A 13,738-nucleotide genomic window follows, 5' to 3' on the forward strand; every position below is an offset into this window, starting at 1 on the left:
ATGAAATTGATTCAACTAGAAAAAATTAAAGGGAGGTTACCGAATGCGTGCTCAATGGTATATACTTGCTGGTCTGATTTTTGCTATTATCATCGCGATCTTTGCTGTACTAAATGTTGCACTAGTGGAAGTAAACTATCTTTTCGGAAAGGCAGAGTGGCCACTAGTCTTAGTTATCTTGTTTTCTACCCTAATGGGGGGAGTTATTGCTGGTACATTTGCGATTTATCAAATGATGAAAATAAAAAAAGAGAATACGAATACACCAAGCTTAAATTATTCAGAAGAAGAACAGACGGTAGTTGAATCACAAGAGAAGTAGTAGCCTCGGCTATTACTTTTTTTTATTCCCAATTCCTAATCCTCCATTGATGGGACGTTCTCACTCTAGTATAATGAGGAAGGCTAAAGGGGGAAGATATATTGTTACAATCGAAGGCACGTTGGAAAATTAATCAACCAAATGAACAAAAAATAAATGATTTAGTACAAGCACTATCTATTTCTCCTCTTGTTGCTTCCCTACTAGTGAATAGAGGAATAGATGAGATAACGAGTGCTCAAAAATTTTTAAATAAACAATTATCCCAGTTTCATGACCCATTTTTACTTGAAGACATGGATATTGTTGTAGAAAGAATACAAACTGCTATACAAAATGAAGAAAAGATACTAGTATTCGGTGACTATGATGCGGACGGTGTAAGTAGTACGACTGTTATGTTAACAGCTTTAAGAGAAGCAGGCGCAATTGCCGATTTTTATATTCCTAACAGGTTTACAGAAGGATACGGTCCAAATGAACAAGCATTCCGTGCTGCTAAAGAGCAAGGGTATTCCATCATTATCACGGTGGACACCGGAATATCTGCTCATAATGAAGCACTCATTGCAAAAGAATTAGGCTTTGATCTAATCATTACCGATCACCATGAACCAAGTCCAACTTTACCAGAAGCTTTTGCCATCATACATCCTAAAAAAGAAACATGCCCATATCCATTTAAAGACCTTGCTGGAGTAGGTGTTGCATTTAAAGTCGCACATGCATTACTTGGAAAACTACCTGAGCACTTATTAGAAATAGCAGCTATCGGTACAATTGCAGACCTTGTTCCGTTAGTAGATGAAAATAGACTTCTAGCTTACTTCGGTATCGAAAAAATGAAATCTACGACAAGACCTGGCTTAAAAGCATTATTGAAAAAATGCTCGGTCGAATCAAAAGATATATCAGAAGAAACAATCGGCTTTTCGATTGGACCTAGAATAAATGCTGTTGGACGATTAGATGATGCAGATCCAGCCGTACATTTACTAATGACAAATGACAATGAAGAGGCTGTAATGTTGGCCGATGAAATTGAAAGCTATAACAAGGAAAGACAACAAATTGTAAGTAAAATTTCGGAAGAAGCTATTAAGCAAGTGGAAGAGAAATATCCACCAACTGACAATTCTTTTATAATTGTTGAAGGAGAAGGTTGGAACGCTGGTGTTGTAGGTATTGTTGCATCAAGGTTAGTTGACCGCTTTTATAGACCAACTATTGTGTTAAGTTTAGATAAAGAAAAAGGCATCGCAAAAGGATCTGCTAGGTCCATAGCTGGCTTTGACTTATTTGAAAACTTATCAGAATGCCGAGATATTTTACCTCACTTTGGTGGACACCCTATGGCAGCAGGAATGACACTTGAAATAGGTAATGTAGAAGAACTGCGTAACCGAATGAAGGAGAAGGCTAACGAGATATTAAAAGAAGAAGACTTCATCCCAATAAAAGAAGTGGATTTGGAATGTTTACTAGAAGATATTTCACTACAAACAATTGAACAATTAGAAAAACTAGCACCATATGGGGTAGCTAATAATAAACCAAGAGTAGTCGTTAGAGATGGAAACGTCCATCAAATTCGTCATATTGGAACGAACAATAATCATTTGAAACTGACAATCGAAAAAAATCAAAGCACACTAGATTGTGTTGGGTTTGGTTTTGGAGAATCGTTTCATGATATTTCACCAATCGCATCCGTTGACGTTTTAGGAGAACTTACAATAAATGAATGGAACAATAATCGTAAACCGCAATTGTTTATCCAAGACATACAAGTAGCTGATTGGCAATTGTTTGATATTCGTTCAACAAAGCAATTGAAAAACACACTTCAAAAATTAACGACAAAAAACACAATATTTGTTTACTTTAATGAACATATTATTAAAGAGTTATCATTAGAAGATTTTTTACCGTACATGAAGCATGTTTCGGAAGTTAGTAATTTACATCAAACATCAACTGTTCTGTTGGACATGCCACCTTCGAAAGAGGCGATAATGGACATCTTTAAAAATGGCCAACCAGAACGAGTGTATGCATGTTTTTATCAGTCCGAGAGTCACTTTTTCTCTACCATACCGACTAGAGAGCATTTTAAATGGTATTACGGACTGCTACTGAAAAAAGGCTCCATAGATTTAAATAGATATGCTGGAGATATTGCTAGACACCGCGGATGGTCAAAAGAAACAATAGATTTCATGTCACAGGTGTTTTTTGAACTAGAATTTGTTACAATAGACAAGGGCTTTATTGCGTTAAGTAATCCTGCAAGCAAGCGTGACCTTTCTGAGTCACCGACTTACCGTAAAAAGCAGGAACAAGCTGAGCTTGAAAACTTGTTTCTATACTCATCATATAAACAATTAAAAGAATGGTTTGATGAACAACTTAAAGAACGTGAAGTTGTTCACTCATAGGAGGAAATGAAGATGGATTTAAAGCAATTCGTAACAATTGTTCCAGATTGGCCAAAACCAGGAATTCAATTCAAAGACATTACAACACTAATGGATAATGGTGATGCGTATAGATACGCAACAGACCAAATCGTTGAATATGCTCGTGATAGAGAAATAGATCTTATCGTAGGACCAGAAGCACGTGGATTCATTATCGGATGTCCTGTTGCTTACTCTTTAGGAATTGGCTTTGCACCTGTTCGTAAAGAAGGAAAATTACCTCGTGAAGTAGCACGTGTGGAATATGGTCTTGAGTATGGTAAAGACGTTCTAACTATACACAAAGATGCTATTAAGCCTGGTCAACGTGTATTAATTACAGACGACCTACTTGCTACAGGTGGAACAATCGAAGCTACAATTAAACTTGTAGAAGAGCTTGGTGGAGTTGTTGCAGGTATCGCTTTCCTAATCGAACTATCTTACCTAGACGGCAAAAACAAGCTTGATGGTTATGATATCTTAACATTAATGAAATATTAAATTATATGGAAAAACTAGAGCTTGTATTTGGCTCTAGTTTTTTTAAAACTTCAATATTTCCCCACCAACTTATACTATCTTTCTATTTTTTCCATCTTTCCCTAAAAAATTTGTCGATAAATTTAATTTTTATGCCCTTAGCCCTTTACATCTATTTGAAATTTCACGATAATAATTACAATATATAAATTTATGAGAAAGCTTAAAGGTGAGAAAACAAATGGCGAATGAGCAAGTGTTAACAGCTGAGCAAGTCATTGACGACGCAAGGCGATATTTAAAAGAGGACGATATTGCATTTTTACAAAAAGTATATGACTTTGCAAAAAATGCCCATGCGGAGCAATATCGTAAATCAGGTGAGCCATATATTATCCATCCGATACAAGTTGCCGGGATACTTGTCGACTTAGATTTGGACCCATCCACTATCGCAGCTGGGTTTCTTCATGATGTTGTAGAAGATACAGACGTTACATTAGAAGAAATAAAAAATGCATTCAATGTAGAAGTAGCAATGTTAGTAGATGGCGTTACAAAGCTAGGAAAAATTAAATATAAATCAAAAGAAGAACAACAAGCTGAAAATCATCGAAAAATGTTTGTTGCGATGGCACAAGACATACGTGTTATTTTAATAAAACTAGCTGATCGCCTTCATAACATGAGAACGTTAAAACATTTACCTCAAGAAAAACAACGTAGAATCTCAAATGAGACGTTAGAAATCTTTGCACCACTTGCCCATCGTTTAGGTATTTCCAAAATTAAATGGGAATTAGAAGATACATCGTTACGTTACTTAAATCCACAACAATATTATCGCATTGTTAACTTAATGAGGAAGAAACGTGCGGAGCGAGAAGAGTACATCTCGGAAGTAATGTCCGAAGTGACAGAAAAATTAGCAGAAGTTAATATTAATGCAGATTTATCAGGAAGACCAAAACATATTTATAGCATTTATCGTAAGATGGCGCTCCAAAATAAACAGTTTTCCGAAATATATGACCTACTCGCTGTTCGAATCATCGTTAAAAGCATAAAAGACTGCTATGCCGTATTAGGTATTATCCATACATGTTGGAAACCTATGCCAGGACGCTTCAAGGACTATATTGCGATGCCTAAACCAAATATGTATCAATCCCTTCACACAACCGTTATCGGTCCTAAAGGGGATCCGTTAGAAGTACAGATACGTACGGACGAAATGCATCAAATTGCTGAATTCGGTATTGCTGCGCACTGGGCATATAAAGAAGGAAATGCACAAAGTGAACGTGCATCATTTGAAGAGAAGATTACATGGTTCCGTGAAATTTTAGAATTCCAAAATGAGTCAACGAATGCAGAAGAGTTCATGGAATCTTTAAAGTTCGATTTGTTTTCTGATATGGTATTCGTTTTCACTCCAAAAGGAGATGTAATTGAGTTACCATCTGGCTCTGTGCCGATCGATTTCTCTTATCGTATTCACTCTGAAATTGGTAACAAAACGATAGGTGCAAAAATTAACGGAAAAATGGTTACGTTGGATTACAAGCTGAAAACGGGAGATATCATTGAGATATTAACTTCCAAGCATTCTTACGGACCTAGTAAAGACTGGCTTAAACTTGCACAAACTTCCCAAGCGAAGAATAAAATTCGCCAATTTTTCAAAAAGCAACAAAGGGAAGAAAATGTCGAAAAAGGCCGTGATTTGGTCGAAAAAGAAATTAGAAATATGGATTTTGAAGTAAAAGAAATTTTAACTTCTGATAACTTAAAACGTGTAGTTGAAAAGTTCAACTTTGCTAATGATGAAGATATGTTTGCGGCAGTAGGTTACAACGGGATATCTCCATTACAAGTAGCCAATCGATTAACGGAAAAACTAAGAAAACAACGTGATCAAGTACAGCAGTTGTCTGAACTTCAAGAGCCAATTGAAAAGAGAAAGCCATCTCCAATTAAAAAGCGTGATGCCGGAATTGTTGTAGAAGGGATCGATAGTTTATTAGTTCGATTATCTAAATGTTGTAATCCGGTACCAGGAGATGACATTGTTGGATTTATTACAAGAGGCCGTGGGGTTTCTGTTCACAGAGCTGACTGTCCAAATGTGCATACAGATGACGCGAATGAGCGCCTCATACAAGTAGATTGGGAAGGCGATAAAGGCTCACGTGAATATAGTGTCGAGATCGAAATATCTGGTTACGACCGTCGAGGATTGCTTAATGAAGTTTTACAAGCAGTCAACGAAACAAAAACAAATATTACAGCTGTAGCTGGTAAGTCAGATCGTAATAAAATGGCAATTATTCATATGACCATTTTGATTAAAAATACTGGCCACTTACAAAAAGTCGTAGAACGAATCAAACAAATTTCTGAAATTTATTCCGTAAGAAGATTAATGCAGTAGAAAGGGTTCTATTTATGAGAGTTGTTGTGCAACGTGCTAGAAATGCTCAAGTTAGAGTAAACGAACAAGTAGTAGGCAGAATTGACTTTGGATTAATGCTACTTGTTGGGGTTACCCATTCCGATACAGTGGAAGATGCTGCATATGTGGCAGATAAAATTACGAACTTACGTATTTTTGAAGATGAAAACGAGAAAATGAACTTGTCTTTATTAGATGTTGGTGGACAAATATTATCGGTATCTCAATTTACGTTATACGGTGATTGTAAAAAAGGGAGACGTCCTAATTTTATGGAAGCGGCCAAACCTGATCATGCAACACCTATTTATGAGGCGTTAAATGAAAAGTTTCGAAAAAAGGGAATTACAGTTGAAACAGGAGAATTTGGAGCAATGATGGATGTTGATTTTATTAATGAGGGTCCTGTAACTCTAATTGTTGAAAGTAAATAAAAACAGCCATTCCATATAAGGGATGGCTGTTTTTTACTTTATCTAAAATGTTGTAGTAACCCTTGGAAGATTGCTGTTGCTGCTTTGTTTTGATAGTCTGCACTTAAGATGATGGCCTCTTCTTCACGATTACTAATGTAACCTAATTCTAATAAAACTGAAGGTTGTTTGTTTTCTCTTAGTACAAGGAAGTTACCTTTGTTCACTTTTCTATCACGTAAGTTTGTTGATTGGATTAATGCATTGTGAATATGTTCTGCTAGTTTTTTCGATTCGTTACTAAGGTAATATGTTGTAGTTCCTCTTACAGAGGGTATATCAATGCTATCGTAATGGACGCTAATGAAAGCATCTGCCTTTTGACGATGTGATACTTGCACGCGGTCCCTCAATGAAATCGAAGTGTCGTTATTTCGTGTCATGTGTACGTTTGCACCAGCAGCTACTAATTTATCATAAAGCAATTTTGCGGTTCTAATCGTGATGTCTTTTTCATAAGCACCACTTACTCCAATTGCTCCAACGTCCTTACCACCGTGACCAGCATCAATGACTATCGTTTTATTTTTTAATGGTGAACTACTGCCAGTTCGAGTAACTGTGGGAACATTACCTAAAGTTTGTACGATCCAACCAGCTATATAAGCTTCTGATCCATCTCTAAGACTAATTTTATACCAATCTTTCTCCATACCTATAATTTGAAATTGGTCTCTTGCATTCGCTCTAGCTACTACAGCTGAATTTGTAGATGGAGATTTTCGAATGTTTGTACCATTATGAAGGACAACAACATTGCCGTTTACTGTATTTGGACTTGATGGGCTATCTAACTTTTCTAAATACCACCCAGCAACCCAACCTTTTTTGCCGTTGTTATACTCAATTTCAGTCCAACTATTAACATCACGTAAAACAGAAACTTTACTCCCTTTTGTCAAAGAGCTAATCACTTTCCCATTTAAGGACCCACTGTCTCTAACATTTAAACTAGATGCTGTAACGGTTGCACTTTGTTTGGATGTCAACGTTGTAGAGTTAGAAGAATTTGTTACAACCTTTGTGTAGTCTTGATGTATCCAGCCTTTTATAGAGTTGTGTGAAATCTCATACCAGTTGTTTCTACTGTTGACTACACTCACTCTATTTCCTTTTTGTAGTTTACCAACAATTGTTGATGTAGTGTTTGGCTCACTTCTAACGTTTAAAGAATTTGTCGTTATTTCTAATATAGTACTTGTCGATGTATTAGTAGATGGTGCCCCACTTTGTTGGTCGATTGCAATAAAATCTTTCGATATCCAACCTTCATGGGAATGAAAGCGAATCTTTAGCCAATTGTCTTTCGTTTCAAGGACTGTAACTTTGTTCTTATTTGATAAAACAGTTACAACCGAGTGATTCATTCCTGGTCCAGAACGGACACGGAGACCGTCCGTTGTAATCGTACCATTTGTCCCAGTTGATTGGTTTGCAGTCGCGGTGACTCCTCTTACACTTGTAACAAGAAAACCAGCAACCCACCCTTGCAATGAATTGGATACTTTAATCTTTATCCAATCGCCCTTTCTTTCTAATACCTCATAACGTTCTCCACTTCTAACCTGTGTTACAACTGCTCCAGTCGTTGAATTTGTTTCTCTAACATTCAATATGTTAGCGGAAACTTGAATCATATCGGAGGCACTTACATAGGAAGGAGTGTGGGTTGATAACAATAGAAAAAATATAATAATTGCAAGAAACACTCTCTTACGGATCAATGACGTTCCTCCTTAATAAAAATTGTCCAATCCTTTCATTCGACAAATAACGAAAAAATCCTTCCTTTCATGTAAATAAATTTGAAAAAAAGGGCAACATAGATGTTAGGCATATATAAATCTATTTTCCAAGTATTAGTACCACTTGTCATCAGGGAATATATGGTTTTTTGAATTGTTTTGTGTAAATGTTAAAAAAAGGAGAGATTAGGATGAAATACGGCGATAAGCATTCACATAGTTATGGTAAAAAAGATGTGTTCGGAGTTAGCTTTCATGATTTCTTAGAAAAAGAGAAAGATTCTAGTTACGTAGAACTTGCATCAGAATTTGGACTTACAGTAAGAGATGTTAGAACAATAAAAAAACAAATAAATCGTTCGTATTAGTATTGACAAGAAGGTTTCGTTCTTTATATACTAGCAAGTATCATCTTAATAAGTTGAACAATACATAATCAATAATATAAAGCGAAACCGATGATGGGGAATAGTAGTTAAGTTCCATTTGGAAAGAGAGGAAATGCCTTAGGCTGAAAGCATTTCTCCAATATGCCTTAACGAATGAACACCTCGTAGGATTCTTTCTGAAAAAGTCACTTCTATACGGAAGATGCTCTAGTAGGAAGCGAACGTTGCAGGCGTTAACTGTTTGAGTGGTAGCATATTGCACTACATATTCCGTATGGACTGTTTGTGTAATTTGCTTCAATTAGGGTGGCACCACGGGAATTTAAAACTCTCGTCCCTTGTTTGTATTATCAAACAAGGGATGGGAGTTTTTTTGTTTAGTTTTTATTTTTAATCTATTAACAATCCCACCCACTAACCACTAACCACTAAAAGGAGGACTTATAATGGCGATTCAAATACCACGTGGTACGCAAGATATTTTGCCTGGTACGGTAGAAAAATGGCAATACATTGAAGAAAAAGCAAAAGAGATTTGTAAACTTTATAACTATAAAGAAATACGCACACCGATTTTTGAACATACAGAACTATTTTTAAGAGGTGTAGGTGACACAACTGATATTGTACAAAAGGAAATGTACACATTCACAGATAGAGGCGAACGAAACTTAACACTTCGTCCAGAAGGTACAGCATCTGTAGCTCGCTCGTTCGTAGAAAATAAAATGCACGGCAATCCTCAGCAACCGACAAAGCTATACTATGTTGGTCCAATGTTCCGTTATGAACGTCCTCAAGCAGGAAGATTCCGTCAGTTCGTTCAATTCGGAGTTGAAGCATTAGGAAGTAATGACCCTAGCATTGACGCAGAAGTAATAGCATTAGCTGTTGATTTATATAAAAGCTTAGGATTAAATAACTTAAAAGTCGTCATCAATAGTCTTGGAGATAAAGAAAGTCGCGATGCACACCGTCAAGCGTTAATAAATCACTTCCAACCTAGAATCGAAGAATTTTGCTCCGACTGTCAATCAAGACTAGAGAAAAATCCACTTCGTATTTTAGATTGTAAAAAAGACCGTGATCACGAGTTAATGAAAACAGCACCATCTATCTTAGAGTATTTAAATGAGGAATCAAAGAACTACTTTGATAAAGTGGTAGCCTATTTGACAGCATTAAACATTGATTACGAAATTGATCCTAATTTGGTTCGTGGCTTAGATTATTACTACCACACAGCATTTGAAATCATGAGTACCTCTGAAGGATTTGGAGCCATTACGACATTATGTGGTGGCGGACGTTACAATGGTCTTGTACAAGACATTGGGGGACCAGAAACACCTGGTATCGGCTTCGCGTTAAGTATTGAAAGACTTTTGGCCGCTATGGAAGCAGAAAATGTTGATTTCCCTATTGAAAATGAGATCGATTGTTATGTTGTTGCGCTTGGTGTACAAGCAAAAGATGCGGCAGTGAAAGTGTTATATGATTTACGAAAAGCTGGTATTTTAGCAGAAAAAGATTATCAAGACAAAAAATTGAAAGCACAATTCAAAGCAGCTGACCGTCTTCATTCCAAATACACGGTAGTATTTGGCGAAGATGAGTTAAATAAAGGCGTTGCCGCAGTAAAAGATATGGCGACTGGTGAACAACAAGAAATTCCTATATCAGAAGTTGTTGCATACATTTCAGAAAAGAAAAGTGGGGAGAGATCATGATGCAAGGAAGAACGTATTTTTGTGGCGAAGTACCAGAATCATGTATTGGCGAAACGATCGAACTAAAAGGCTGGGTACAAAAAAGACGTGACTTAGGTGGATTAATTTTCATCGACTTACGCGACCGTACTGGACTTGTTCAAATTGTTTTTAACCCAGATGTTTCACCAGAAAGCCTACAAATTGCGGAATCTATTCGTAATGAGTTTGTATTGTATGTTAAAGGAAAAGTTGTAGAGCGTGAAGCAGGGCAAGTCAACTCGAATTTGAAAACAGGTAAAGTGGAAATACACGTTGATGAAATTCAAGTGTTAAATGCTGCGAAAACTCCACCGTTTGTTATCGATAATAAAGCAGAGGTTAGTGAAGATGTACGATTAAAGTATCGTTATTTAGACCTTCGTCGTCCTGTTATGTTTGACACATTAAAAATGCGCCATGAAGTAACAAAGACTATTCGTAATTATTTAAACGACAATATGTTCATGGAAGTGGAAACTCCGATTTTAACAAAAAGCACACCTGAAGGGGCACGTGACTATTTAGTACCGAGCCGAGTGCATCCTGGTGAATTTTACGCTTTACCACAGTCACCACAAATCTTTAAACAATTATTAATGGTTTCCGGTGTAGAACGTTATTATCAGATTGCAAGATGTTTCCGTGATGAAGATCTTCGTGCTGACCGTCAACCGGAATTTACACAAGTTGACATTGAAACTTCTTTCTTAACTCAAGAAGATATTATTGCGATGATGGAAACTATGATGGCGAAAGTAATGAAAGAAACAAAAGGAATCGATGTACCGAGTGCGTTCCCACGAATGACATACAATGAAGCAATGAGTCGTTACGGGTCAGATAAGCCAGACACACGCTTTGGTATGGAACTTGTTGACCTTTCAGAGCATGTGAAAGCATGTGGCTTCAAAGTATTTGCTGCTGCAGTCGAAAACGGTGGCCAAGTAAAAGCAATTAACGTTGTTGGAGGAGGAGCAAAATATTCTCGTAAAGACATCGATGCTCTAACAGAATTCGTAGGTCGATATGGTGCGAAAGGGCTTGCTTGGATGAAAGTAGAAGAGGACGGTTTAAAAGGTCCAATCGCTAAGTTCTTCAATGAAGAAGAACAAACTAACTTCCGTAGTGTCCTAGAAGCTTCTGTTGGTGACTTATTACTATTCGTTGCAGATAAGAAGGCAGTAGTTGCAGATGCTTTAGGCGCGTTAAGAATGAAGTTAGGAAAAGAACTTGGCCTTATTGATGAGAGTGAATTCAATTTCTTGTGGGTTACTGACTGGCCATTATTGGAATACGATGAGGAAGCTCGACGTTACTTTGCAGCTCACCATCCATTTACAATGCCTGTTCGTGAAGACATTGAAAAATTAACAACAGATCCAAGCAGTGTTCGTGCACAAGCATATGACCTTGTATTAAATGGCTATGAACTTGGTGGAGGTTCATTACGTATTTATGAGCGTGACATTCAAGAAAAAATGTTTGAAGTTTTAGGATTCAGTAAAGAAGAAGCAAAAGAGCAGTTTGGATTCCTTCTTGAAGCATTTGATTACGGTACACCACCTCATGGAGGCATTGCCCTAGGATTAGACCGTTTAGTTATGTTATTAGCGGGTAGAACAAACTTAAGGGATACGATTGCATTCCCTAAAACAGCAAGTGCAAGTTGTGTGTTAACAGAAGCACCAAGCCCTGTAGATAACGCCCAATTAGATGATTTACACTTGTCACTTAATGTTGAAAAAGGGTAAAACTTCCTATACGAACGTCCCTTGCATTCGCTTTTTTCGTATGATATTATACTAACAACAAGTGAAATGAATGAAGTCCTGATGTGTTCGTCGTATAACCTATTGTGTTTTGACCGAACAATAGTTTATACGGGAGTTCAGAGTTTTCTAGTTGCGCACATGCCTTCCAATTAGAGTAGGACGTGTAAAACACGAAACAGAACACCCACCTGCAGTAAGCGGGTTCAAAACGAAGGCATCAAAACGACGGCACGATTGGGACTTCGTACATAACATACGAACGTCACAAAAACCCCTTCTCAACAAAATGAGAAGGGGTTTTTATTTTGAATTGTTAAACATAATATCAAAACTAAGTCGTTTTTCTTTGAACCTATCTGCATGAAAAGTGAAGCGGAAGTTGTGGAGTGAGATGAACTTAGCATGATGAACGTACGGAAATGGATAATTATTTTATTAATGGGGAGTGTTGATATTATAAAACTTAACTACTTACCTGTTGATTTCCGTGCAAGGCTGAGACTCCTCGAAAATGCTAACGCATTTCCTTCGTGCGATGCATCGCTCTCGTAGCCTTCCTTGTCCTGCGGGAAAAGCGTGGAGCGGGAGACCCCACAGGCGCTTGCGCCGAGGAGGCTCCCGGCGCAACGAAATGTTTGAAGCGGCTCGTTCAGCTCCGACAAGCATAAGGTAGGGGCGAATTGAGGGTGCTTTTTACCCTCAAGGCGACAATGACTTATGACTCGAGGAGCTAGCCGCTGAAACTAGACAAGCCCGCGGAAAGCGAACCCTTGCACGGAAATCAACATTTAGTACCCTATTGTATGTTAGCTTAGTTCAAATAAAATCCTATCGACATACTTGCAATTAATCATAAGTATGATATATTCAATTTCGGGTAAACAATAAGAAGATAACGTATATTGGAGTTGAGAAGATGTTACACCAGTTTTCACGTAATGAATTAGCGATAGGACAAGAAGGATTAAATGCGCTAAAAAACAGCACAGTAGCCGTACTAGGTATCGGTGGTGTTGGTTCTTTTTCAGCCGAAGCATTAGCACGTTCTGGAGTAGGGCGCTTAATCTTAGTTGATAAAGACGACGTTGATATTACAAACGTAAATCGTCAAATACATGCATTACTTTCTACAGTTGGAAAACCGAAAGCAGATTTAATGAAGGAACGTATTGCGGATATTAATCCTCAATGTGAAGTAATTGCACTAAAAATGTTTTATACAGAAGAAACATATGAAGAGTTTTTCAGCTATAATCCTGATTTTATTGTGGATGCTTCTGATACGATATCCTATAAAATTCATTTAATGAAAGAATGTTTAAGAAGAAAAATCCAAATTATCTCAAGTATGGGTGCAGCGAACAAAATGGACCCTACTCGTTTTAAAATTGCAGATATTTCCAAAACAAACACAGATCCAATTGCAAAAGTTGTTCGCACAAAGCTTCGTAAAGAAGGAATAAAACGTGGTATAAAGGTTGTTTTTTCAGATGAAAAGCCGATTATTATTCGCGAAGATGTAAAAGAAACGGTTGGGAAAAAAGATGCTCCAATTCGAAAAGCACAAATGCCACCGTCTTCTAACGCATTCGTACCATCAGTTGCAGGACTAATCATGGCTGGCCATGTTATCAATACATTGTTAAAAGATATAAAAATCGACCGTGTTAATACTAGTTTTTAATTTAGAACCTTATAAATTCCATAGAAAAAACGGATAGAAGAACGTGGATTTATTCGTGCAGAAACAGTTTCATACGATGAACGAACGAGCTTGTGAGGAATTAAAAGGAATTGGTGTAAAAACTTTAGCTTTAAAGTGTGATATTACCAAATCAAAAGATATTGAACATGTGGTCAATGAAACAATTAGAAAGTTCGATTCTGTT

General features: G+C 37.1%; 10 protein-coding genes, 1 other RNA gene and 1 other annotated feature. Of the genes, 10 read left to right on the plus strand and 1 reads right to left on the minus strand.

Features of this window, described 5'->3' with window-relative positions; translation table 11 throughout:
• Positions 1-43: 43 nt before the first annotated feature.
• The 5 genes from CDZ89_RS05915 to dtd all read left to right on the plus strand — a co-directional run bounded on the left by CDZ89_RS05915 (position 44) and on the right by dtd (position 6,153).
• A complete protein-coding gene (locus CDZ89_RS05915; protein ID WP_096153229.1) occupies positions 44-322 on the plus strand; it encodes a LapA family protein in 279 nt (92 codons plus the stop codon).
• A gap of 101 nt (positions 323-423) precedes the next feature.
• Positions 424-2,760, plus strand: a complete 2,337-nt coding sequence (gene recJ, locus CDZ89_RS05920) for a single-stranded-DNA-specific exonuclease RecJ (RefSeq protein ID WP_096153230.1) — start codon at positions 424-426, stop codon at positions 2,758-2,760.
• A 12-nt stretch (positions 2,761-2,772) separates the two neighbouring features.
• Positions 2,773-3,285 (plus strand): adenine phosphoribosyltransferase, encoded by a 513-nt coding sequence (locus CDZ89_RS05925; RefSeq protein ID WP_096153231.1) that lies wholly within the window; start codon positions 2,773-2,775, stop codon positions 3,283-3,285.
• Positions 3,286-3,505: 220 nt separating this feature from the next.
• Positions 3,506-5,698, plus strand: coding sequence for a RelA/SpoT family protein (locus CDZ89_RS05930; RefSeq protein ID WP_096153232.1), 2,193 nt, complete (start codon positions 3,506-3,508; stop codon positions 5,696-5,698).
• Positions 5,699-5,712: 14 nt separating this feature from the next.
• Positions 5,713-6,153 carry a D-aminoacyl-tRNA deacylase gene (dtd, locus tag CDZ89_RS05935; protein WP_096153233.1) on the plus strand — a complete coding sequence of 147 codons (441 nt, stop codon included), beginning with the start codon at positions 5,713-5,715 and terminating at the stop codon, positions 6,151-6,153.
• 38 nt (positions 6,154-6,191) lie between these two features.
• On the opposite strand, the gene CDZ89_RS05940 is transcribed toward dtd, so the two are convergent.
• Positions 6,192-7,916 (minus strand): N-acetylmuramoyl-L-alanine amidase family protein, encoded by a 1,725-nt coding sequence (locus tag CDZ89_RS05940; RefSeq protein WP_096153234.1) that lies wholly within the window; start codon positions 7,914-7,916, stop codon positions 6,192-6,194.
• Positions 7,917-8,128: 212 nt separating this feature from the next.
• Here CDZ89_RS05940 and CDZ89_RS05945 point away from each other — a divergent pair, with 212 nt between their 5' ends.
• The 5 genes from CDZ89_RS05945 to CDZ89_RS05965 all read left to right on the plus strand — a co-directional run bounded on the left by CDZ89_RS05945 (position 8,129) and on the right by CDZ89_RS05965 (position 13,533).
• Positions 8,129-8,305, plus strand: coding sequence for an RNA polymerase subunit sigma-70 (locus CDZ89_RS05945; protein ID WP_096153235.1), 177 nt, complete (start codon positions 8,129-8,131; stop codon positions 8,303-8,305).
• Between the two features lie 81 nt (positions 8,306-8,386).
• Positions 8,387-8,668 (plus strand) — a binding site (T-box leader).
• A 104-nt stretch (positions 8,669-8,772) separates the two neighbouring features.
• Positions 8,773-10,056, plus strand: a complete 1,284-nt coding sequence (gene hisS, locus CDZ89_RS05950) for a histidine--tRNA ligase (protein WP_096153236.1) — start codon at positions 8,773-8,775, stop codon at positions 10,054-10,056.
• Positions 10,056-11,828, plus strand: coding sequence for an aspartate--tRNA ligase (aspS, locus tag CDZ89_RS05955; protein ID WP_096156875.1), 1,773 nt, complete (start codon positions 10,056-10,058; stop codon positions 11,826-11,828). Before hisS ends, aspS begins: the two co-directional genes overlap by 1 nt.
• A 72-nt stretch (positions 11,829-11,900) precedes the next feature.
• A non-coding RNA gene (ssrS, locus tag CDZ89_RS05960) (6S RNA) lies at positions 11,901-12,094 on the plus strand.
• A gap of 671 nt (positions 12,095-12,765) precedes the next feature.
• Positions 12,766-13,533, plus strand: coding sequence for a tRNA threonylcarbamoyladenosine dehydratase (locus CDZ89_RS05965; protein WP_100333357.1), 768 nt, complete (start codon positions 12,766-12,768; stop codon positions 13,531-13,533).
• Positions 13,534-13,738: the final 205 nt, after the last annotated feature.

Source organism: Bacillus alkalisoli (assembly GCF_002797415.1).
In the GTDB taxonomy this organism is placed as follows: Bacteria; Bacillota; Bacilli; order Bacillales; family Bacillaceae_I; genus Bacillus_CD; species Bacillus_CD alkalisoli.

What these genes read in the sequence shown, in the direction of transcription:
- CDZ89_RS05915 (WP_096153229.1), top strand. Translation starts at nt 44, where the DNA reads ATGCGTGCTCAATGGTATATACTTGCTGGTCTGATTTTTGCTATTATC.
- aspS (WP_096156875.1), top strand. Translation starts at nt 10,056, where the DNA reads ATGCAAGGAAGAACGTATTTTTGTGGCGAAGTACCAGAATCATGTATT.
- hisS (WP_096153236.1), top strand. Translation starts at nt 8,773, where the DNA reads ATGGCGATTCAAATACCACGTGGTACGCAAGATATTTTGCCTGGTACG.
- CDZ89_RS05930 (WP_096153232.1), top strand. Translation starts at nt 3,506, where the DNA reads ATGGCGAATGAGCAAGTGTTAACAGCTGAGCAAGTCATTGACGACGCA.
- CDZ89_RS05945 (WP_096153235.1), top strand. Translation starts at nt 8,129, where the DNA reads ATGAAATACGGCGATAAGCATTCACATAGTTATGGTAAAAAAGATGTG.
- CDZ89_RS05925 (WP_096153231.1), top strand. Translation starts at nt 2,773, where the DNA reads ATGGATTTAAAGCAATTCGTAACAATTGTTCCAGATTGGCCAAAACCA.
- CDZ89_RS05965 (WP_100333357.1), top strand. Translation starts at nt 12,766, where the DNA reads ATGTTACACCAGTTTTCACGTAATGAATTAGCGATAGGACAAGAAGGA.
- dtd (WP_096153233.1), top strand. Translation starts at nt 5,713, where the DNA reads ATGAGAGTTGTTGTGCAACGTGCTAGAAATGCTCAAGTTAGAGTAAAC.